The sequence below is a fragment of the Shewanella sp. NKUCC01_JLK genome (genome assembly GCF_019345615.1).
Taxonomy (GTDB): Bacteria; Pseudomonadota; Gammaproteobacteria; order Enterobacterales; family Shewanellaceae; genus Shewanella; species Shewanella oncorhynchi.
The window spans coordinates 36,824-57,779 of sequence record NZ_JAHKRD010000010.1 but is presented as its reverse complement, the minus strand read 5'-3'; the positions used below and the strand labels follow the sequence as shown (position 1 = coordinate 57,779).

The 20,956-nt window shown below is 43.4% G+C and carries 16 protein-coding genes and 1 riboswitch; of the genes, 11 read left to right on the top strand and 5 right to left on the bottom strand.

From position 1 onward, the window contains the following. Nucleotides 1–62: 62 nt before the first annotated feature. Nucleotides 63–1,064: a hypothetical protein gene (locus KO537_RS12065; RefSeq protein WP_219234558.1), complete on the bottom strand. Its 1,002-nt coding sequence runs from the start codon at nt 1,062–1,064 to the stop codon at nt 63–65. A gap of 92 nt (nt 1,065–1,156) precedes the next feature. Next, a riboswitch (yybP-ykoY riboswitch) is annotated at nt 1,157–1,268 on the bottom strand. Nucleotides 1,269–1,819: 551 nt separating this feature from the next. Between KO537_RS12065 and KO537_RS12060 the strand changes: the two genes are divergently transcribed. Then, nucleotides 1,820–2,560: a carbonic anhydrase gene (locus tag KO537_RS12060; RefSeq protein WP_131524350.1), complete on the top strand. Its 741-nt coding sequence runs from the start codon at nt 1,820–1,822 to the stop codon at nt 2,558–2,560. Between the two features lie 1,520 nt (nt 2,561–4,080). On the opposite strand, the gene KO537_RS12050 is transcribed toward KO537_RS12060, so the two are convergent. After that, nucleotides 4,081–4,542, bottom strand: a complete 462-nt coding sequence (locus KO537_RS12050) for a Fur family transcriptional regulator (RefSeq protein ID WP_049821724.1) — start codon at nt 4,540–4,542, stop codon at nt 4,081–4,083. A 231-nt stretch (nt 4,543–4,773) separates the two neighbouring features. Here KO537_RS12050 and KO537_RS12045 point away from each other — a divergent pair, with 231 nt between their 5' ends. Then, nucleotides 4,774–7,020 (top strand): TonB-dependent receptor, encoded by a 2,247-nt coding sequence (locus KO537_RS12045; RefSeq protein ID WP_173245485.1) that lies wholly within the window; start codon nt 4,774–4,776, stop codon nt 7,018–7,020. Nucleotides 7,021–7,193: 173 nt separating this feature from the next. On the opposite strand, the gene KO537_RS12040 is transcribed toward KO537_RS12045, so the two are convergent. After that, the gene (locus KO537_RS12040) at nt 7,194–8,117 is read right to left on the bottom strand and encodes a hypothetical protein (RefSeq protein ID WP_173245482.1); all 924 of its coding nucleotides are present in this window, start codon (nt 8,115–8,117) and stop codon (nt 7,194–7,196) included. A gap of 452 nt (nt 8,118–8,569) precedes the next feature. Between KO537_RS12040 and KO537_RS12035 the strand changes: the two genes are divergently transcribed. The 4 genes from KO537_RS12035 (at nt 8,570) to KO537_RS12020 (ending at nt 11,465) form a co-directional block, all read left to right on the top strand. Beyond that, on the top strand, nt 8,570–8,977 hold the full coding sequence (locus KO537_RS12035; protein ID WP_028760378.1) for a DUF1398 family protein: 408 nt from the start codon (nt 8,570–8,572) through the stop codon (nt 8,975–8,977). A 288-nt stretch (nt 8,978–9,265) separates the two neighbouring features. After that, on the top strand, nt 9,266–10,093 hold the full coding sequence (locus tag KO537_RS12030) for a hypothetical protein (protein ID WP_028760377.1): 828 nt from the start codon (nt 9,266–9,268) through the stop codon (nt 10,091–10,093). Nucleotides 10,094–10,132: 39 nt separating this feature from the next. After that, a complete protein-coding gene (rlmA, locus tag KO537_RS12025; RefSeq protein ID WP_219234557.1) occupies nt 10,133–10,948 on the top strand; it encodes a 23S rRNA (guanine(745)-N(1))-methyltransferase in 816 nt (271 codons plus the stop codon). A gap of 307 nt (nt 10,949–11,255) precedes the next feature. Beyond that, complete coding sequence (locus tag KO537_RS12020; protein ID WP_011789734.1) at nt 11,256–11,465, top strand: cold-shock protein; 210 nt, start codon at nt 11,256–11,258, stop codon at nt 11,463–11,465. A 1,040-nt stretch (nt 11,466–12,505) separates the two neighbouring features. On the opposite strand, the gene rne is transcribed toward KO537_RS12020, so the two are convergent. After that, nucleotides 12,506–15,943, bottom strand: coding sequence for a ribonuclease E (gene rne, locus KO537_RS12015; RefSeq protein WP_219234556.1), 3,438 nt, complete (start codon nt 15,941–15,943; stop codon nt 12,506–12,508). A gap of 542 nt (nt 15,944–16,485) precedes the next feature. On the opposite strand from rne, the gene rluC reads away from it, so the two are divergent. After that, nucleotides 16,486–17,445, top strand: a complete 960-nt coding sequence (gene rluC / locus KO537_RS12010) for a 23S rRNA pseudouridine(955/2504/2580) synthase RluC (RefSeq protein WP_049821723.1) — start codon at nt 16,486–16,488, stop codon at nt 17,443–17,445. A 22-nt stretch (nt 17,446–17,467) separates the two neighbouring features. Beyond that, on the top strand, nt 17,468–18,187 hold the full coding sequence (locus tag KO537_RS12005; protein WP_219234555.1) for an HAD-IA family hydrolase: 720 nt from the start codon (nt 17,468–17,470) through the stop codon (nt 18,185–18,187). A gap of 163 nt (nt 18,188–18,350) precedes the next feature. Here KO537_RS12005 and KO537_RS12000 read toward each other — a convergent pair whose 3' ends face one another. Beyond that, on the bottom strand, nt 18,351–18,935 hold the full coding sequence (locus KO537_RS12000) for a nucleoside triphosphate pyrophosphatase (protein WP_219234554.1): 585 nt from the start codon (nt 18,933–18,935) through the stop codon (nt 18,351–18,353). Between the two features lie 261 nt (nt 18,936–19,196). Here KO537_RS12000 and yceD point away from each other — a divergent pair, with 261 nt between their 5' ends. The 3 genes from yceD to plsX are packed head-to-tail and all read left to right on the top strand — an operon-like array spanning nt 19,197 to nt 20,952. Beyond that, nucleotides 19,197–19,721: a 23S rRNA accumulation protein YceD gene (gene yceD / locus KO537_RS11995; RefSeq protein WP_219234553.1), complete on the top strand. Its 525-nt coding sequence runs from the start codon at nt 19,197–19,199 to the stop codon at nt 19,719–19,721. Between the two features lie 16 nt (nt 19,722–19,737). After that, nucleotides 19,738–19,908, top strand: coding sequence for a 50S ribosomal protein L32 (gene rpmF, locus KO537_RS11990; protein WP_006081226.1), 171 nt, complete (start codon nt 19,738–19,740; stop codon nt 19,906–19,908). Between the two features lie 15 nt (nt 19,909–19,923). Beyond that, nucleotides 19,924–20,952, top strand: coding sequence for a phosphate acyltransferase PlsX (gene plsX / locus KO537_RS11985; RefSeq protein ID WP_028760370.1), 1,029 nt, complete (start codon nt 19,924–19,926; stop codon nt 20,950–20,952). Nucleotides 20,953–20,956: the final 4 nt, after the last annotated feature.

The window sequence follows — 20,956 nt, the reverse complement described above, 5'->3', positions numbered from 1 at the left end:
GTTGGGCAAATTTAGCTAAATAGGAACGCCGTACCACACGGCGTTCTCTGACACTTTGCTCCTTAGAGAGGGAAGTAGAACGCAATCAGCAAGGCAAATACGCCGTACAATGAGCTTACTGCGACCAATGCACGCGCATCGACAACGCCTCGTCGAAATAGCTGCCACAGAAAAATAATAGCCAAAGCAGTAATGACTCCTGCCGCCATCAGTGGGCCATCAAAAAGCCATGGCGTAAAGAAGATACCCAACGCACTGGGAATCGTTGCCTGAATCATCATGGCACCAGAAATATTGGCCAATGCCAAGCGTTCCTTTCCTTGCCGTATCCATATAAGTGTGTTCATCATCTCGGGCAGCTCCGTCGCCACCGGACTCAGCAGCAATGCTACCAAGTGTGGTGACCATTGTAGCGCTGTACCAATGGCCTCAAGTTGACCTACGAATATATGGGATGCAATGCCTATGACTATCAGGGACAACACGGCTTGCAGCGCCGCCCATTTTAACGATGGCTCCGTCACGGAAGGCTGAATTTTGAGAGGTTCAATCTCTTCTTCAGGCGCTGTGTCGCTCTCCTGAATTTCGCGCCAGACATAGATTGCGTAGGCTACGAGAAACAAGACACCCAGCCACGGCTTGATGGCAAAGGCGATTAGGCCAAGTGCCACTTTCACTACAAACACTGCGAGAAAGGCGAGCTGGTCGTGACTCATACGGGCGTGATCGGCACGTACATGATACGTTTCCCGTTGAAGGCGGCGATGGTGGTAAATCAGTGCCAAGCCGACCACTGCATAGGCTAAGGTAGCGAGAACGAGCGGACCGCCCATGGCTGCGCCGACGCCAATGTCCTTTTGCTCTGGTGTTTTGCCGAAGACAACGGCAATGAAGGTCACCGCCGTTTCATGTAGTGCTGTACCGAAGGCTGCAAGTACTGAACCCACTGCAGTCGCGCCAAGATTCAAACGGCGGCCGAACCATTCGATGCCGTTGACGAAGTATTCGCAGGCCAAATAAATGGTACCTGCCGAGAGGAAAAACAGAGTAAGAGTAAGGATCATGTGAGCAATCCGGCCGGGCGAGCAATAATCCAATGGCACGACAACACTGCTCGCCCGGCTGGGAAAGCGTATTGCGGCCAAAGGTCTCGCCTGGCTCTCCGCATTCGCAGAGGCTGACCACGCCATGAGGTGTTAGACCTCAATTTTGTTGACGTGGACTCCTTAGTGGGAGGCTAAGGATGACTACTCCCCAATGACAATGGGGCATTTTACCGTTCTTGCAGGTAAATGTCGCCATTAGGTTTTAGTGTGCTCATAATTTCAAGCTCTGTGTATTATATTGATTTTGCGTTGTTATTTTGTTTTTCTGCTCAGAAGTTGAAAATAGTAGGTATGCGGGAAACAACAACTTTGACAGATCTATTTTGTGATCCTTTGATCTTTGCTTTATGAGCCCTTTCTCTTAGCTTTGTTAGACTTATGGTAGTTGAGCTGCGAAATTATAGGCAGCATATGAAGAAATTTTCGATAATCGTATTCATACAAATTTTGGAATATTTCGTTTATCAGGAATGTTACAGGCATCAGTGGAAGAACCTAGGTGTGGCGGCTCGCAATCGAAATCCCTCGGGCTAGCTATCCATTGCTTCTGGCTCACAATAACTGCAAATGAAAAACGCCATACCTGTAACCCTGCCGCCCGTATTTAATCTCGTTGACTGGGTCTCCACTATCATTAGGTTGAAGCTGTGATTTGTTTAACAGTACTATCGCAACAACCTTTGTTAACTCAACAAACTGGACTGCAGAACATTATGAAAAATAACCAACCGGCTCAACCCTCACGCCGGACAATCCTGAAACAAACACTTGCTGTTTCGGCCCTTTCGGTAACTGGGCTGGCGGCTTTATCGGTGCCCTCTATTTCTTTTGCGGCATCCCTCAGTAAAGATGAACGTGATGGCATGACACCTGATGCTGTGATTGAACATTTTAAGCAGGGTAATCTGCGCTTCCGGGAGAATCGCACGGCGAAACATGATTATTTAGCGCAGAAACGCAACAGTATCACGGGTCAGTATCCTGCTGCAGTGATCCTTAGCTGCATTGACTCACGTGCGCCAGCGGAAATTGTGCTGGATGCGGGGATCGGCGAAACGTTCAATTCCCGTGTTGCGGGTAATATCAGTAATCGCGATATATTGGGCAGTATGGAATTCGCCTGTGCTCTTGCTGGTGCGAAATTGGTGCTGGTTATGGGGCATACCCGCTGTGGTGCGATACGTGGCGCTATTGATAATGCAGAACTAGGCAACCTGACGGGCCTGCTGAATGAAATTAAACCTGCTATTGAAAAAACAGAGTACACCGGAGAGCGTAAAGGGAGTAATTACGATTTTGTCGATGCTGTGGCAAGGAAAAATGTTGAACTGACTATCGAGAATATCCGCAAAAACAGCCCGGTACTGAAACAGCTGGAAGACCAGAATAAAATTAAAATCGTTGGTAGTATGTATCATCTTACTGGCGGTAAGATTGAGTTTTTCGAGGTATAACTGCAACAGAAGTCCGTAGCCCAAAAAGTCATCCTCGCACTCTACTAAGAGATTATTAAATTTTATCTCTGATGCTAATGTATGTTTTGAGTATACCTAAAGCATACATCCAAATGAGACGGTTTTTCTGTCTCATTTGGATGTTATGTTTTCCTCATCTAAAGCCTAACGAGACATTTTTAATAACAATGGCCTTTTACGGTTATGCTCGGGTTTGAAGCAAAGATCAGGAGCTCGCCTTGCTGACGCAAACTCTGCGCGACAGAACACTATTGTAAACTGAACACTGCATTGAAATTAAGCACTACCAATAAAGCTGACCGTCATCTGTCTATCACTTAATGTGAGCTCAGTAAGATTTTATTGTCACTTAATCTGAGCCGAAGATTGCGCTAATTGCGAGCACAAGGAATTTCGATTGTGAGCCGTTACACCTAGGATTTGTTATCTACTGGCAGAGTTTATGAGCACTGATGGTTGGTCTGAGCTTAATTTAGAATTAGAACACTCTGCTAAAGTAATCAGAAGTATTGAGCCGGAAGTTCTTAAGCACTTGTCATACACACCACTTTTTAATAGATAAACATAATTAGACAACATTTTTTTGCAATTAAAAAATAGTATCGAATTTAGAAGTGATTTTGTTGTTTAGCAGCTGTGATATTGGAAGGTTCTTAAACGAAGTTTGTACATATATTTATTATAAATCAATGGTTAATATTACATGTTTCCGTAGTCGTGCTAAAATATTGACCCTGCTTTATCGTCTTTCATCTTTATTTATTTTCGTTCTATAAAGCATGTAACTTCATGTTATCAATAGTTAAATTGCTTTAATTGGATTCGTTGTCATTCACATCAATTTAGTATGCAGCTCTTCGATGTGAGTACATAATCTGTATATATTGGGTTCTGCGTCAGATTAGCTAAAATCACATGTACACAGGGTAATTAAAATGTCTTTATCTGACAATTGGTTACGTGCAATAAACGGCAAACCATATTTAGAGAAACCAGAGCTTGCTGACCGCAACGGCTTAAGCGTTCGTATTACCCCTGCAGGGACTATAACATGGCAGTATCGATTTAGGATTGATAATCCATCAGGGTGTTTAACCTTTGGTCTCTACCCGGATTTAGGACTTGCTGACGCACGTAAGCTGGTCCCTGTGTGACTAAATTCATGGGTAAATATTATAGAACCCTATGCGTTTTGGAAACCGCTTAACACATTCGAAGGCCGATCAGTTCCGCTTTACTCGAGATATTATAAGAACAGTGGAACTTATATCACTCGCCATGGCGCTTTCCCACGGCAAGCGACCGGGTAATGTTGCTTTCATTAATGAGCTGGTCCGCGATATTAAACCAAGACTGGCATATCCACGATTTTAGACGGACATTATCGACCAGAATGTCGGAGGCTGGGGGATTTATAGCGTTACTGTGAGTATGGGATAAGTTCAGCAACCATGATAAATAGCGTTCCAAATTAGTTAATGTACATAACTTAACTTAACTTAACTATTATGTTGCTGCTGACATTCATGACACCATCCCGCTAATTCAAGCTGTGGGCTCGATAAGGTAAATTCTGCTTGGCTAACATTCAACTGTAACTGTTCAACAAGAGCAGTGGGCAATGCTATCTCCGTGACTTTTTGACAAGTATTACAAATTAAAAATTGATTGTGAATGTGATGATCGCATACATGATGGCAGGCAATATACTTATTCACCGTTAATAACTTATGCACTAATTGTTCCTGTACTAAGAAATCCAACATGCGATAGATAGACATTATGGGTAAACTCTCGCCCAAACTTTGTTTTAACACATCGGCAATTTCATAGGCAGACAAAGGAACATCATGTTCCTGTAATACGATAAGTACTTTTTTGCGCTTACTGGTAAGATTGATGCCTTTTTCTTCACACTTTTTCACTACTTCACGCAGTAAATCAAGATTTTTTCCCGTCATAGAACTGCCAATTTTTTTGAAATGATCATACTTGCACAGTTTACCTGATCCACCCCTTCTAATGACAATCTTTGTTAGCAATCATCAGTCACCATACCGAGTGCTGTTCTGATTGCCATTTACAATCAGTAACTTAATTTGCTTTCATTCATATTGAACTCGACTGATACATAATGATACGTTATAACGTATCATTTTTTTAGCGGTAATCATATGGAGACGACCCACAAAATGAATTCCCACAAATACCTTCTGTTATTAGGTGTTGGCACTTTAGCTGTTTCAGCAGAACCTATTGAACGTATCAATGTCACTGGGCATGCTTTAGAAAAACCATTAAGCCAAAGAATACAAGCCAGTAAAATCGAACTCAGCGGCGATGAACTAAATAATCGTAAAGCCGATACCTTAGGAGAAACTTTAAGCAAATTACCGGGAGTAGACAGTGGTTTTTTTGGTAGCTCATCGGGTAGGCCACAAATCCGTGGATTTGGTGGAAACAGGGTTAAAATGTTGCTCAATGGAACTCAAGTTGAGGATATGTCGTCGGTGAGTGAGGATCAATACATCCCCATCGAGCCCTTTCTTGCTGACAGTATCTTGGTCATTAAAGGTCCTACAGCTGTTATTGCCTATGGTGGGCAAGCGATGGCAGGTATTGTTGATCTCCAAGATGGTCGTATTCCATTGAGCCCAATCAATGGGTTTAACAGTCGCGCTGAAGTGAAAGCTGGCTTCAATAGTACAAGTACCGCACTGGCAAAACTTACCGCAGGGAATGAATCTTTTAACTTTGCGCTGAATATGATCAACAAAGACCGTGGTGACTATGATATCCCTGGATATTCTAAAGACAGCGATTGTAAAACGTGGTCAAAAGTCGTAGGTGCCGCACAGTTTGCCGATCTATGCCAAATCAAATATGCGCAACCTGTGTGGCAGATGAACAATCAATTAAAACGCTATGAAGATGCTACACCTTTAGAACAACAAATTATCACCGACTACTCAATAGACAGTAATGGCACTGTACTTAACAGCAGCCACCACACATCATCATTCTCGGCAGGCGGAAGCTACACTGGCCAACAACGTCTTTTGGGTTTGGCTTATGGTTATACGGACACTCATCGCGGTATTCCGGGATTTATGCGTCGTGGCAGCAGCGCACCAGTGGATTTTGATCAACGGGGTAATATTCGAATTTTCTCCCGTGGTGATCGCGTAGATATGAAGTATGTCGAAAACTGGGATGACAATTGGATAAACTCATTTAGCCTCGATGGCGCCTATTCGAATCAAGTCGATGATGAGCATATGGCAGAGGTATCCGTCAACCAATTCGAACTTACCTCTTGGGTCATTAGCCCTAAGCTCTATCATAGTTGGACATCAAACTTCGATGGTGTCTTAGGATTACAGTACGACACTAAAGCCTATAAAGGGGAGGGCTATGACAATTACATGCCTGATGTCGATAGTCAAAACTATGCAGCCTATACGCTACAAACCCTGCACTTTGGTCCGGTTACTTTTGAGTTTGGAGGTCGTTATGATGTGATTAAGCACCAAGTAAACGCAGAGGGTTACAAGGTAGGTCGAGGCTCAGGAGCGAATGTTAAAGATAGAAATTTTTATCTCCAAAGCTACTCAGGATCACTGCAATGGGACATATTGCAAAATTGGTCAACACGAGTCAATTACGTTCATGCCGAGCGTGCTCCTGAAATGAATGAGCTTTACGCCAGTAACCCACACTATGCTCTGTTAATTGAAGAACAGGGCAGCTCAAATCTTAAAAAGGAAATTAATCACTCCTTTGAAATAAATACCACCGCTAAAATCGCCGATTTACAGCTAATGGCAAGTTGGTATCAAAATCAATTCAATGATTTTATTTATCTTGGTAGTACAGGCCTTGAGCGTAATGGTACTTATGTTCGTGAATGGCGCCAAGCAGATACAAACAATCAAGGGTTAGAGGTACAAGCTATCTATACCTTCCCGTGGCAAAGGTGGGGAGTTTTTGAGCTCAGCGCATTTACTGACAGAGTGAGAAATACTCCTCGATATCAATACGATGGTAGTTACGATATCTTTAGTATTCGCCCACCTCTCGCTGGTGAGCGGGACGAATACTTTCGCCGCAGGTTAGAAGGCACTTCAATGCCTCGAACACCACAATCCAAAACAGGCACTGCACTAAATTGGCAGTATGATGCGCTTACAGTGTCCATCGATTATGTTCGCTATCATTCACAAGGTGACGTTAGCAGATTTGAGAGGCCCTCTGAATCTTATGCTTTGCTCGGAGCCAATATCACTTTAGATCAAGTCATTTCGAAAGTGCCGACTCAATTCTACCTAAGCTTAGATAATCTTACCGATGTAGATGCGCGCCCACATAACAGTTTCCTAAGGCATTTATCCCCTATGCCAGGTCGCTCAGCGGCTATTGGTGTCAGAGTGCAATTCTAAAAAGTTTCCTTCAAGGCTAATGGCCTTGAAGGTTTTCATTTGATTTCTTGATACCCAAGGCCAAAAATCTAACCTCCTTCAATTCAAGCCGCGACTTGCTGTTTTTTATCCCATTTTCCGAGAGATGTTTTTAAGTCATGACGGACCCAAAGCGTTTATCTGATGAAGCCTATTCAATGATATTTCTTACATAATATGGAAAAGTCATCCATTGGATTGAGTAAGAAATCTTTACCGACAATGGAAGTCATTTCTGATTCAGATATAAAAGGATTGTCAATTTTAAAAACTAATCGTTGATTCAATTTACTTTTTATCAAAAAATCGCAATGGCGTTGATAAAATAACTGGTCAAATTGACCATTATCGATAATTCTCTGGAGGCCAATTTGTATTCGCTGAGCTAAGCGAGGTTTGTTAGGCGAAACATAATAATATGTCGCTAGTGGAATATGTAGCATGATGCTTTCATCAACAACGAGATCTGGATATTGTTGATTAAACTGCTCAACCTCTTGAAATACTTCATTCACTCCGCGGCCAAATGTTATAAACCGTCCTTTTGATAGCATATTAAATAAACTGTCATATTGATTGCTTTCTATAATCTTAAATCCTGCTTGTTGCATGGCAACTTTAGTCGACCATTGGCTACCTGAACCAGTATCAAGAGCAGTTAACTGCGCTAGCGAGGTAATTTGGGCTAACCTAGGTATATTTTCCTTTTTAATAATAAAAATTCTAAATCCCTGAATGCCTTTTCTAATAGGAATTTTTATTGGAATAAGCTGTTTATTCCACTGTAGGTTAGAGGCTTCTGCAATAACATTGATGGTTTCACCCTCTTGTAATGCTCTGAAGATACGATTTCGACTCATTATTAGATCTGAGACTTGCAGTGATGCTTCACCAAAATCGGCTTTGGTTGCATCAATAACTAATTGTAAAAGGTCATAAGTATACTGATATCTGTGATCAAGCTTGGATTCAGACTGATTGATAATGAATTGATCATTAGCATAAGTGACGGGTATGTTTGCCAAGACCCACAGGGAAAGAATACAAAAAATAATGCCCAGTCGCTGTAAATTATCCATCAATAAACTCATTGCTAGAGGTTGAAATTGATTCGGTGTGCTTATTTTAGCAGTAGCCTAGGTGGCTTGCGGGATAAAGAAACAGATGATAAGTGTAAATGATACATTTTTTTAGTTTGGGTTTATGTGAGTTGTAAATCAATTTAGACACCCCAACGGTGTTGGCACTGGGTGCGAGTGGCTCGCAGAATATTTTAAAGTCCTTATGTTCTTTAGCCATAGTGTTTTTAATATGGCTTTACGTTATATATGCATAAACGTGTTTGTAGTCTGGCAACGATTTTGGGGGAAGTTTGAAGGTCGTGTTTATTGCGTTAATCATTTATGAGAACGTACTTTGAGCGTTTAACCAGCGCTGGCGTATGCTCCACGTTTTTACAGTGCTATCACTTTGGCTCTACTGCTGATGTTGAACATATAAATTGACCACTCAAGACCCAGAGGGGACATCAATGAACTCGGATAAAATTTTAGAATCTGCACAAGCAACCTTGTCTGGATTAATACCATTTCCTCAAATTGTCGGCAATCTTATTGCTGAAGGTGTCGAGTATTACTATGTAGACTATGCCTCGAAGTCATTTACTTTCTATAGCGCAGCAGGTACTACAGTGCAATCACCTTTCTCATTTGAGGGACTTCCATTAATTGCTGAAAATTTTAATGTGATTGAACTCAGAGCTGCCATCTTGGATAGTCAGCAGCATGGGCAAACATTTCGGCTTTTCTGCCAGCGCGCTATGAATGCCGGAGTTCAAGGTTATTTCGTGTTTTTGCGAGGTAAACGTGTAACCTATTTTGGCCGTCAAGGTGACCAGCATACCGAATGGTTTTCTGGCGCTAAGCCGAGCGATGCCTAATAACGCTGACTAGGTTCGTCACTTTCTAGGCTGGGTGCATCGTGAGTTTTACATTGGGTGAATGGTTACGTGAAGTTCATTGTATACGTCACTTACATCTTCCTGTGCTTAACGTTATAGATCACTGGAGGCATAAATATGCTACCACGCAATGTCACTACTATTTATCGAATGCCGATTTACGGCATCATGAAGATTAAGTCATACCTTGCGATGGTAATGGTTTACGGAGTGATTTTAATTGGTATTGGACGGTACAATTGCGGTTAAATAGGAGAATAATGTCTTATGTACCATCAATTTCTAAATGAACCTATGGTGCTTGATATTGAAAAGGCATCAATACTCACATTACGGCTACCCGACGATGTGAGTGATTTTATTGTGTCACAGGCGATCAATGCCCCTTTACTAGAGATTATCGTCATAGCTGAAGCCGGAATTCAGCAAAATATAGTCATCCGCTTCCAGCCGTTTATGGGTCTTAAGGTCGAATCGTTACCGCAAAGCCCTCAGGCTTTCAATACACCAATAACCCGCAGCCTTGGGCAAGGTTTTAGGCTTTATACACGGATGGGAACAGCTGCGAAATTTTGTGCGGCAGAATTGAGGCGAGGTGTATCTTTTACCTTAGATACGACTCGTCATTTAGGTGCAGATAATGACTTAACTTTTGCCTTACAAGCCAATTCAAAGTTTGAGTTAGTTCCCTTAGAAGCGGATTTACGGGTTTTGCATGAGCCCAAAGCGTTAATGGTTGCTAAAGCACTGTTAGCAAGGCACTACGACTATGCCGCATCATCTGAATCTCTTGCAATTTACATGACCGAAATCGAGCAGGTTAGATTAGAATTGCAGTCGTTTATGCGCGGGGAGCTTGGTCAATGTCACGCCAGCCTTGCTGATGAAGTATTAAGGATCGATCCCTTGCTACTGCAGAAACAACAATGGTTATTTAGAACCTATACCCATATGTTTGAGCGACCAAACTACAGCCGCGCTGCTAATGATGTCGATAACACTGATAAGCTATTAAGAAAATTAGAGTGTTATGAATTACTCGCTTCACCGGAATTGACCCTGATGGTAGATCGATTGATGGAAGACGAAACATAAACTTTTTACCCAAATTTAGCTAAATGATAAGAGTCCATTATGTATTATTTATGTCCCCTGTGTGCCGCCCCACTGACGTTAACGGAGCGAACTTGGGGTTGTTCACAGCAACATAAGTTTGATATGGCCAAAGAAGGCTATGTCAACTTATTGCCTGTACAGAAGAAAAACTCAAAAGATCCTGGTGATAATAAACAGATGATGTTTGCTCGGCGTGAATTTTTAAACGCGGGTTACTATCAAGGTTTGAGTGATAGAGTGAATGAGCTCGCACTTGAGTTTGGTGCCGAAGCAAAACAAATCCTCGATATAGGCTGTGGGGAAGGGTACTACAGTCAACGTTTATTCCATGAGTTGAGCCAGCACCATGATTGCAATTTACAAGGTATAGATATTTCTAAGTCTGCGATTAAATATGCAGCTAAACGTTACCCTAATTTGCAATTTTGTGTCGCAAGTGCCTATGAAATGCCAATCGCATCCCAAAGTGTCGATCTTGCCATTCGTATTTATGCCCCTTCAAAAGTAGAAGAGTTACAACGGATTATGGCTGATGGAGGCTTACTGATAACGGTTTCTCCGGGACCTTTACACCACTTTGCGTTGAAACAACAAATTTATGCTGAGCCAAGATTACACCCCGTTTCCACAGCGCATATTGCTGGATTTGAGTGTCTGCATCAGGAGCGCTTAATCTCCCAGTTAGAGCTGGCAAACAGTGAACATATCGCTCATTTTTTAGAAATGACGCCCTATGCTTGGAAGTTTACTCATGCCCAAAAGCAAGCATTTGCGTTGCAAGGACTGAACTGTGAATTGGATTTCCAAATTGAGGTGCATCGGATTTCAAAGTAAGTGATAAGATTAAGCTATTGAAATAAGTTATTTAAAATGCTTAACTGTACTTGCTAAACAGCATGAACCTAGTGTTCTGCTAGCCGGTTGCAAAACCGTAAAGTAGATTTAGGCAAAATAAATAATCCAAAGTGTCGCAGTGTGTTGACTTATCTTTAGAATGGTTTATAGTCTTATCAGCTTGAAGGTTGGGCTTATATTTATGTGTTCAATACGACCAGTTCGTCCTGTAAACATAAGTAATACCGGCATTTTCCAGCTCCACCCGCCGTTAAGGCTTTAATTTTTTATTTACAGGATTTATATTATGTCTCAAGTTACTGGTGTTGTTAAGTGGTTCAACTCTGACAAAGGTTTCGGATTCATTGAGCAAGAATCTGGTCCAGATGTATTCGTACACTTCCGTGCGATCAACTCTGACGGTTTCAAAACTCTTGATGAAGGCCAAAAAGTGTCTTTCACTGTGACTCAAGGTCAAAAAGGTCCACAAGCTGAAAACGTAACTATCATTGGTTAATTTTCAGTGCTGTTAGCCTGGAGCTGATAGCAATGGATTAAAGGGCTGTGGTTAATTCCGTGGCTCTTTTTATTTGTGCGAAAATAAAATTTCATTTAGTTTAGATTGTTGAATCCAGTATAAGCGACGAGATCCACTTAACATGTCGCATTAATTTAATGCTTAAATCTGAAGTTAATCCTCTAATATTTCTCTGTTAGAATCCAATTCTGATATCTCCAAGATTTTCAATAAAACCATTTGATACACTCTCCTTATTTTTACTCCTGTAACATTCAATTCCATTATATGTTAACTCTTAACTCTTAACTCTTAACTCTTAACTCTTAACTCTTAACGCTTACTCTTATCGAGTTTATTTTTTGCGTAATCTTATATTCAATGTCGAACGCGAATGTGTCTAATCATTCATTTGTTGTAAATCAGTGACTTCAGATATTGCCGAATATGATTGGTGCACTTGCATTTCTTGCACTTAGTTATCCTACATATACTAAGCTGCACCTAAGGCTGAAAGCCTTGTAGTAAAGAGTTAAGGCTGGCAAAGCATTTAGTGCTTGATATTAAAGAACACTAGCTTATTTATGATGTAGTTTGGAGCCGACCAAAAAACGAATATGGCTATTGAGATGCCTTGCATTTCGTACATTTAAGTATTTCCGACAGAAGCTTTAGGCTGCTAATCCAACTTAATTATCGGCTACTTTATAGCGGAATAATGCTTTCCCTCGACTAGTTTTCCTAACTTATAAAGGAGGGGTCTACAGTTAGCACTAAATGGATTAAGAGCCCTTTCTACTGGCGGGTATTGGCCTGATATTTTGTTAGCATGTTTATTGCTTCTAATGTGACGTTAGTGACAACGCAAGAATACTTAAAGTTGAGAACTATATACCGAGGATCTTTTGATGGGTTATGTTATTCAAGGGACTACGATTAAGCCGAAAAATGGATAGAGCTAAATTTAAATATTGTGGAGTATTACAGTATAAATAAAAAAGCCATGCAATTGCATGGCTTTTCTGGTTTAGCTTAAGTGATTATGGACGCGCCATATCCGACTCTGCACCATTAGCGAGTTTGATTTTGGCTGTAGACTCTTCGTTCGCAGTATTCTCATACTCTCGTCCTTTAGGGACTGCCACTTGTTCTCTCACTTCAACGACAGGCTTGGTCATATCCGAAGACACCATAGAGCCAAAGCGGCTGGCGGCTTTCGGCTTGCTGACAACAACTGCATTGATTTGCGGTGTTGTTGGAACTGTTTGTACTGTGGCTTGAGGCTTAGCGATAGTAGCCGGTCTGGCCATTGGCGCAGAGGCTGTTGCTTTCACGGCTTCTTTTACTTCAGCGCTCGGTGCAACACTTGGCTCGACAAGTGTTTCGGTTTTAGCTGCTTCAGCTTTGGGTACTGCTACTGATTTAGTCACTGAGCTTTCAACTGATGGGACTGCAACGACTACGGCTTCAGCAGTAACGCTGGTCACCTGAGTTTCAACGATTGACGCAAGGTCAACTTTTACGTCAGCAGCCTTTGGCTCTTCCGCTTTCGTTTCAGTGGTTTTAGTCACAACAGGTTTAGTTTCAACTTGCTGAGTTTCAACTGCTGCAACGTCATTTGTTTGAGGCTGAGGCTCAACTTTTGCTTCGACTTTAACAACAGCAGGAGCTTCAACAGCTGGAGTTGAACTTGTTTCAGCTATTTCGACGTCAGCAGTTTTAACGGCTGGTTCAGTTACCGCTGTTGTTTGAGTTGCAACAACAGGAGTTTCCACTCGAACACTGACGATTTCGCTTGGGTACTCTTGGTCAGCACCTAATTCGTCATTAGGAACGAATTGCGCTGGCGTTGATGTACCTTGGTCATCTTCGTCGCGACGACGACGTTGACCCGCTGCACGAAGGTGGCGAGGGCTACGACGGCTACGACGTTGACCATCTCTTTGCTCGCGTTTTGATTGATCATCAGCATTAGCATTTTCGTTGTCTGCATCAACTTCGCTATCTTGCGATACTGCATCCGCTGCTACAGTATGAGCTGCTGTGTCAACCAAGGTGTTTTCAGCTGTGTTAACAGCATCAACCGCAGGTGTTTCTACTACAGTAGAAATTACAGTTGTCTCTTCTAGCACAATATTTTCTTGCGCTTCTTGAGCGGGTGCGGCTTCTTTACGAGGCTGGCGACGTGTTCTTGGTGCTTTAGTTTCTACTGGCGTTTGTGCAATGACTTCAGCTTTGACATTAACACTGATTGTACTTGCCGCTGCGGCGTTAAGGGCTGCAATTTCCGCTAACACTTCTGCTGCATCTTCAGGTGCAATTGGGATCGCATTATCTGGCGTATTATGGCCATTATCGATACGCACCTTACGACGCATGTTACGGCGCTGACGACGCTCGCGGGCGACTTCTTGCTTAGGGGCATCATCTGCTTCAATGTCGGCAACAACATCTTTTGGCGCTTGTACGCGTGGCTTCGGTTCAGCTTTAGCTGGACGTTTAGCCGCTTCTTCTTTTTCGCGTACTGGACGTTCTTGTGTGCTGACTACTGCATCAGTTGGCTTTTTTGGATTGCGGCTACGCGGCTCACGAGTGCCTTCTTTTGCTTTGTCGGCATCTTGGGCATTGCGTGGGCGGCGAGTGTCATTACGACGGTTACGGCGATTTGTGTTAGCCGCACTGGTATCAGTTGCTTTAGTTTCAACAACTTTTACGGGTTCAGCTTTTTCACTTGGCGCAAACATGGCACTGATTGCACTCACAAGCTTGCTGAAGAAGCCTGGTTGTGGCGCTTCAACTTTCACCGTTGGTGATGGGGCTTGTTCTACTTTTTGTGGCGCTGCAAAACCTTTTAATGCCGGGATAGGCGCCGCAGTACGTTCCAGTTTGCGTGGCTCATACAATTTGGCTTCAGGATGCTCTATACGCTTATAGCTTGATTCACTGATTTCATCATCACTACGGTGACGGATCACGCGGTAATCAGGCGTCATCATGTGTGCGTCAGGTATCACATACACTTCGACATCGTGACGCTGTTCTGTGATGCGAATGGCTTTGCGTTTCTCGTTTAACAAGAAAGCTGCAACATCCACAGGCACAATCGCTTCGATTTGTGAGGTGTTTTCTTTGATGGCTTCTTCTTCCATCAAACGTAAAATTGACAGTGCTAAAGACTCGGTACTGCGAATCGTGCCTTGGCCATGACAGCGAGGGCAGATATGCGCTGCAGATTCTTCTAAAGAGGGGCGCAGACGTTGACGCGACATTTCCATCAAACCGAAACGAGAAATGCGACCTAACTGCACGCGAGCACGATCATGGTGCACAGCATCACGTAAACGGTTTTCAACTTCACGCTGATGACGCACTGGCGTCATATCGATAAAGTCGATAACCACTAAGCCACCTAAGTCGCGGAGACGCAATTGACGGGCAATTTCATCGGCGGCTTCGAGGTTAGTGTTAAGTGCTGTTTCTTCAATATCGCCGCCTTTAGTGGCACGGGCAGAGTTGATATCGATTGAGGTTAACGCTTCAGTTGGGTCGATAACAATCGAACCGCCAGATGGCAGACGTACTTCGCGTTGGAAGGCGGATTCAATTTGTGATTCGATTTGGAAGTGAGTGAATAATGGCACTTCAGCTTCGTACAGTTTTACGCGTTCAACGAAATCAGGGCGAACTAAGGCGATATGTTGCTTCGCTTCTTCAAAAATACGTGGATGATCGATGAGGATTTCGCCCACGTCACGGCGTAAATAGTCACGAATAGCGCGAACTATCACATTGCTTTCTTGGTGAATTAAGAAAGGTGCGCCTTTAACTTGTGAAGCTTCGGTGATCGCCGCCCAGTGGTGTTGTAGAACTTTTAAGTCCCACTTTAACTCGGCAGATTCTTTGCCTACACCCGCAGTACGCACGATAAGACCCATGCCCGCAGGCACTTCTAAGTCAGCCATCGCTTCTTTTAGCTCAGTGCGTTCATCACCTTCGATACGACGAGAAATCCCGCCAGCACGTGGATTGTTTGGCATTAATACTAAGTAAGAGCCTGCAAGGCTGATGAAGGTCGTTAAGGCTGCACCTTTATTGCCGCGTTCTTCTTTGTCAATTTGGACAATAACTTCCTGTCCTTCACTGACCACTTCTTTGATATTTGGGCGACCTTGGAACGAATATCCCTTCGGGAAATATTCTCTAGCGATTTCTTTCAGTGGCAAAAAGCCGTGACGATCGGCACCGTAGTCGACGAAAGCGGCTTCTAAAGACGGTTCTACGCGGGTAATTTTACCTTTGTAAATGTTTGATTTTTTTTGCTCATGACCTGGGCTTTCAATGTCTAGATCATACAGTTGTTGCCCATCAACAAGGGCAACACGCAACTCTTCTGATTGAGTTGCATTGATTAACATACGTTTCATGATGACGTCATTCTTCTTTAAATAGAGGTCATCAAACATCGCGCTTCGCTGCATTACGGGCCTAGCAGTAGGTCAACTGAGCCTCACGGCTGGTGGCTAGGCAAGAGGTGCGCATTACTGTTAGACGCAGTCGCTGCGTGTCGCATCCTATTTATGGCTTATTTTTTAATGATTACAAAAACAAGGAATTCGTTGTAAAACATCAACCAACCCCATAAATTCTTTAGTTTCGTTCCGGTAATGCCCAAGTCGAATCGGTTTGTCTGACGACAAGTTAAAATATCCTTCGAAATCGGGGAGGAAAACCTAGGGTAAACCTTATTAAAGTAAGGTGACTTTCTCGATTTAATCGTAAAAAACGCATTTGTGGTATTTTTACTCTATATACGATTTGCAAATCAATGATTTGCTATCAAGAAAATCTTTTTTTATCCGTTAAATTTTCCGCTTGGGATCAGGGCGTTGTGAACACTTTATTCACGGCTTATCCCTAATCGCTGGTGAAATATAGCAATAATCAAAAAATTCAGCAATGGAAAGGCACAATTCTTCTCAGTTGTTGTACAATGGCGACCGTTATAATTAGATGGCGCATCATGAATATAGAATCCACCCCACAACAGGTTCAGTTGATCACGATTGATGAAGATCACTTCGAACAGCGTATCGATAACTACTTAATGACCAAGCTGAAGGGCGTGCCGAAAAGCATGATCTATCGCATTGTCCGCAAGGGCGAGGTTCGAGTGAATAAGAAACGCATCAAACCCGAGTACAAGTTGCAGATTGGCGACATAGTACGTATTCCGCCAGTCCGCGTGGCAGAGCCGGATAACCGTACCGCACCATCGGCGAACTTAAGTAAAGTCTCGCAACTCGAAGATCGTATTTTGCATGAAGACAATCATTTGATCGTGCTGAATAAACCTGCTGGCATTGCCGTGCATGGTGGTAGTGGAGTCGATTACGGTGTGATTGAAGCATTGCGTTCACTGCGTCCTCAACAAAAGTTTTTAGAGCTAGTACATCGTCTCGATAAAGATACTTCGGGTGTGTTGTTGGTGGCGAAAAAGCGTAGCGCGCTTAAACATCTGCATGATCAGCTTCGGTATAAAAAAATGCAGAAAGACTATTTGGCCTTAGTTAAAGGTGAATGGTCTGCTCAAGATAAAGCCGTTAAACAGCCTTTATTGAAAATCACCCTCAAATCCGGTGAGCGCATAGTGCGCGTTAATGCGGAAGGTAAACCTTCAGAAACGCGCTTTAAAATTATGCAGCGTTACCAAGGTTGTACTTTAGTGAAGGCAAGCCCTGTCACTGGACGTACTCATCAAATTCGGGTGCATTGCCAATTTGCTGGCCATCCTATCGCCTGTGATGATAAATACAGCGAGCAAGGGTTTGACGACAGCATGCGGTCATTAGGCTTAACTCGACTCTTTTTACATGCCGCTGAATTGATGTTCATTCATCCAGAAAATGATGAAGTGATGCGGGTTTCAGCGCCTTTAGATGAAAATTTGTCGCAATTACTCGATAAGTTAAAGCGTGCGTAATCGACGGGGATAGGTTTCAAGGATGAAGATAAAGCAATACGATTTAGTGATTTTCGATTGGGATGGCACTCTGATGGATTCCATCGGTAAAATTATCACTTGTATTGAAAATATGGCTAAGGCATTGCAGTTACCTATCCCAACTGAAAGTGACATTCGCGATATTATTGGTCTTTCTATGACAGAAGCGCTGCGAGTCCTGTTCCCACAGGGACTTAATTGCAGCGCTTCTTCTGCCAATTCTCAGCATCAGCAGCATTCTAATAGTGCATTCAGCCAAGGCGAAAATGATCAATATCAGCAAATGCGCGCTGAGTTTAAAGCACAGTATTTGCATTTAGACACCACGCCAACGCCGCTCTTTGCACAAGCACCTATTTTAATCGATGAGTTACATACTCAAGGTTATCAATTAGCCGTCGCAACCGGTAAAGCCCGTGCGGGACTTGATCGCGTCTTTGAGCAAACAGGCTTAGGTCGATACTTTGTTGCATCACGCTGCGCCGATGAAGTGCACAGCAAACCCCATCCTGAAATGATCTCAAGTTTGCTGAAAGAATTGAATATTGCCCCGAATCGAGCCTTAATGGTGGGTGATTCTCTGCTGGATTTGACCATGGCGGCCAATGCAGGGATTGATAGCGTTGGCGTGACCTATGGCGCCCACAGTGCCGAAAAGTTGCTGCTGGCAAAACCTATCGCCTTGATTGATTCACCAAAGCAATTACTGCAATACCTCTAACACTGCTATTTAATGCTGGAGCGGCAATACATGCCGCTGCGCATGAGACTTCCTTATCACTTTTATTTACGTCTCGTCTTCTTGTCGATGAAACGACTCAGTAGCTCGGTATTTTTGATGCGCGTCATCGATTCAATAAACAGAGCAAAGCCTTGGCAAATGTTTAAGCGAGAACGTCTACACCTTGGGCTAACAGCATTTCCGTCAGTAATATCAGTGGTAAGCCAACTAAGGTATTGGGATCGCGACCTTCGAGCTCTGTAAATAACGCGATACCTAAACCTTCGCTCTTAAAACTGCCCGCGCAATAATAAGGCTCTTCTTTTTCAATGTAAGCCACAATCTGCGCATGGCTAAGGTGCCTAAAATGAACCGTGAAGGGTTCAACCTCGGCGGCCATAGCGCCAGTTTTGGCATTATAGAGTGCAAGACCAGTATAAAAGGTGATGGCCTTGCCTGAGGCTTGAGTGAGCTGCGCGACGGCATTATTAAAATGATGGGGTTTACCGATAATCTTGCCATCAATGACGGCAACTTGATCGGAGCCAATAATCAGACCATCGGGGAATTGTTCTGCTCCCGCGACGGCTTTTGCTTTGGCTAATCGCAGCACTAAAGCATGGGCCGATTCTTCGAGATACGCCGTTTCGTCAATATTAGGATTGCAGCATTCGAAGGGTAACCCGAGTTTTTGCAGTAAAGATTGTCGATATACAGACGTCGAAGCTAAGATTAATGGGGTTGGCATAATGAGATATCCGCAAAAGAGTGACTCATATTGTGACCAATCAATGCGGGAGAGTGCAAGAGTTTCGTCTTTACGGTTTCTTTTCAATGAATGCGACTATTTTAGGCGGCTTGCACTTGTATGCGGCCCCATGCTTGGGTACTATTTCGCTTCCGTCAATTTCAATGTTGGGGCAGGGGAAAGGCTTAAGTCGCAAACTGGGACTTAAGTTAGTATTTTTTCTTTGACTCTAGCGTTTTCAAACTATAATATGCGCGCCTTATGCAAACAGTAAAGATACCGGTTTCAATTGATCCATTTCGCGCCGCCTCGAGTCGCCTAGTTTATCAGGGCGTTGTTCCTGGTGTGCAACTGAAAAGATTAACTGAGTTATGTGCCGGCGACTGTTCCGATGTGGCAGTGTCGCTTGAATGTGGCGTAGATTTACAGGGGATAGTCTACCTGAAAGGGAAGGCTGTGACGGAGCTCACTCTGATATGTCAACGTTGCATGACACTATTTACCACTGAGGTTACGGTCGACTTTTGTTTTGGTCCATGTCGGACTAAGGCAGAAATCGATGAGCTCCCGGATGCGTATGACCCAATTGAGTGCAATGAAATTGGCGAAGTGCGTCTACATCAATTGATCGAAGATGAATTGATAGTCGCTATGCCGATAATCCCAATGCATCAAGAAATTGATTGCAGTGCAGGATCTAAAGACATGGTTGTAGGCGAGATAGAACCCGCTCAAGAGGAGCGTCCAAATCCGTTTGCAGTGTTAGAAAAACTGAAGAGCAAGTAATCGAGGAGACAGGCCAATGGCTGTACAACAGAACAAAAAATCACGTTCAAAGCGCGGAATGCGCCGTTCACATGACGCACTGAGCACTGCTCAGCTGTCTGTAGACGCTACCAGCGGTGAAATCCATATGCGTCACAATGTGACTGCAGATGGCTTCTATCGCGGTAAAAAGGTAATCAACAAGTAATTTGTTGGTTTCCTAATGACGAATCTGACGCTTGCGTTAGATGCAATGGGTGGTGATCATGGCCCCCACGTCACGGTGCCTGCAGCCTTGCGGGCACTACAATTACATTCTTTTCTTAAAATCATTTTAGTCGGTGACAAGACTGAAATTGATGTCTATCTACGTCAAGCCGAAGCGAGTTTACTTTCGCGCATAGAAATCATTCATACCGATGAAGTCGTTAGTATGTCCGATAGGCCTGTGCATGCCTTGCGTACACGTAAAAACAGTTCCATGCGATTGGCTATTGAGTTAGTGCGTGACGACCGCGCACAAGCGTGTGTGAGTGCCGGTAATACAGGGGCGCTGATGGCAATGGCGAAAGTATTGCTGAAGACCTTGCCTGGTGTTGATCGACCCGCATTAGTCAGTTGTTTACCTGCGGTGACTCAAAAACCGGTTTATTTGTTGGATTTGGGCGCGAATATTTCCTGTGACTCGGAAACCTTATTTCAATTTGCCGTGATGGGCTCAGTCCTGTGCGAAGCGGTAGATAAGAAATCTCGGCCAAAAGTCGCCTTGCTCAATGTGGGCGTTGAAGAAATTAAAGGTAATGACCAAGTTCAGCAAGCCGCGCAGTTGCTGCAACACACAGAACAAATCAATTACACAGGTTTTATCGAAGGGGATGAAATCTATTCCGGTAATGTGGATGTGATTGTTTGTGATGGGTTTGTGGGTAACATCACGCTCAAGACCTCAGAAGGTATTGCCAAGTTATTAGTACATCAGTTAAAACGGGGACTAACCCAAGGTTTATTCGTTCGTTTTCTGGCTAAACTTATCGCCCCTCGTATCCAGGCGGTCCTTAGTCAGATGAACCCCGACCACTATAACGGTGCAAGTCTGATAGGATTGCGCGGAATAGTTGTAAAAAGCCATGGAAACGCGGATGAAACTGCCTATTTACAAGCAATTAGTTTGGCAGTAACGGAAGCTCAACGTCGACTCCCTGAAATGATAAAAGATCGTTTGGAGTCGATTCTTTTAGATATAAATAACTGATCCC

Excerpts from the sequence above, each read along its gene's own strand:
- KO537_RS12065 (WP_219234558.1), bottom strand. The coding sequence starts at position 1,064 with ATGATCCTTACTCTTACTCTGTTTTTCCTCTCGGCAGGTACCATTTAT.
- KO537_RS12060 (WP_131524350.1), top strand. The coding sequence starts at position 1,820 with ATGAAAAATAACCAACCGGCTCAACCCTCACGCCGGACAATCCTGAAA.
- KO537_RS12050 (WP_049821724.1), bottom strand. The coding sequence starts at position 4,542 with ATGACGGGAAAAAATCTTGATTTACTGCGTGAAGTAGTGAAAAAGTGT.
- KO537_RS12045 (WP_173245485.1), top strand. The coding sequence starts at position 4,774 with ATGAATTCCCACAAATACCTTCTGTTATTAGGTGTTGGCACTTTAGCT.
- KO537_RS12040 (WP_173245482.1), bottom strand. The coding sequence starts at position 8,117 with ATGGATAATTTACAGCGACTGGGCATTATTTTTTGTATTCTTTCCCTG.
- KO537_RS12035 (WP_028760378.1), top strand. The coding sequence starts at position 8,570 with ATGAACTCGGATAAAATTTTAGAATCTGCACAAGCAACCTTGTCTGGA.
- KO537_RS12030 (WP_028760377.1), top strand. The coding sequence starts at position 9,266 with ATGTACCATCAATTTCTAAATGAACCTATGGTGCTTGATATTGAAAAG.
- rlmA (WP_219234557.1), top strand. The coding sequence starts at position 10,133 with ATGTATTATTTATGTCCCCTGTGTGCCGCCCCACTGACGTTAACGGAG.
- KO537_RS12020 (WP_011789734.1), top strand. The coding sequence starts at position 11,256 with ATGTCTCAAGTTACTGGTGTTGTTAAGTGGTTCAACTCTGACAAAGGT.
- rne (WP_219234556.1), bottom strand. The coding sequence starts at position 15,943 with ATGCAGCGAAGCGCGATGTTTGATGACCTCTATTTAAAGAAGAATGAC.
- rluC (WP_049821723.1), top strand. The coding sequence starts at position 16,486 with ATGAATATAGAATCCACCCCACAACAGGTTCAGTTGATCACGATTGAT.
- KO537_RS12005 (WP_219234555.1), top strand. The coding sequence starts at position 17,468 with ATGAAGATAAAGCAATACGATTTAGTGATTTTCGATTGGGATGGCACT.
- KO537_RS12000 (WP_219234554.1), bottom strand. The coding sequence starts at position 18,935 with ATGCCAACCCCATTAATCTTAGCTTCGACGTCTGTATATCGACAATCT.
- yceD (WP_219234553.1), top strand. The coding sequence starts at position 19,197 with ATGCAAACAGTAAAGATACCGGTTTCAATTGATCCATTTCGCGCCGCC.
- rpmF (WP_006081226.1), top strand. The coding sequence starts at position 19,738 with ATGGCTGTACAACAGAACAAAAAATCACGTTCAAAGCGCGGAATGCGC.
- plsX (WP_028760370.1), top strand. The coding sequence starts at position 19,924 with ATGACGAATCTGACGCTTGCGTTAGATGCAATGGGTGGTGATCATGGC.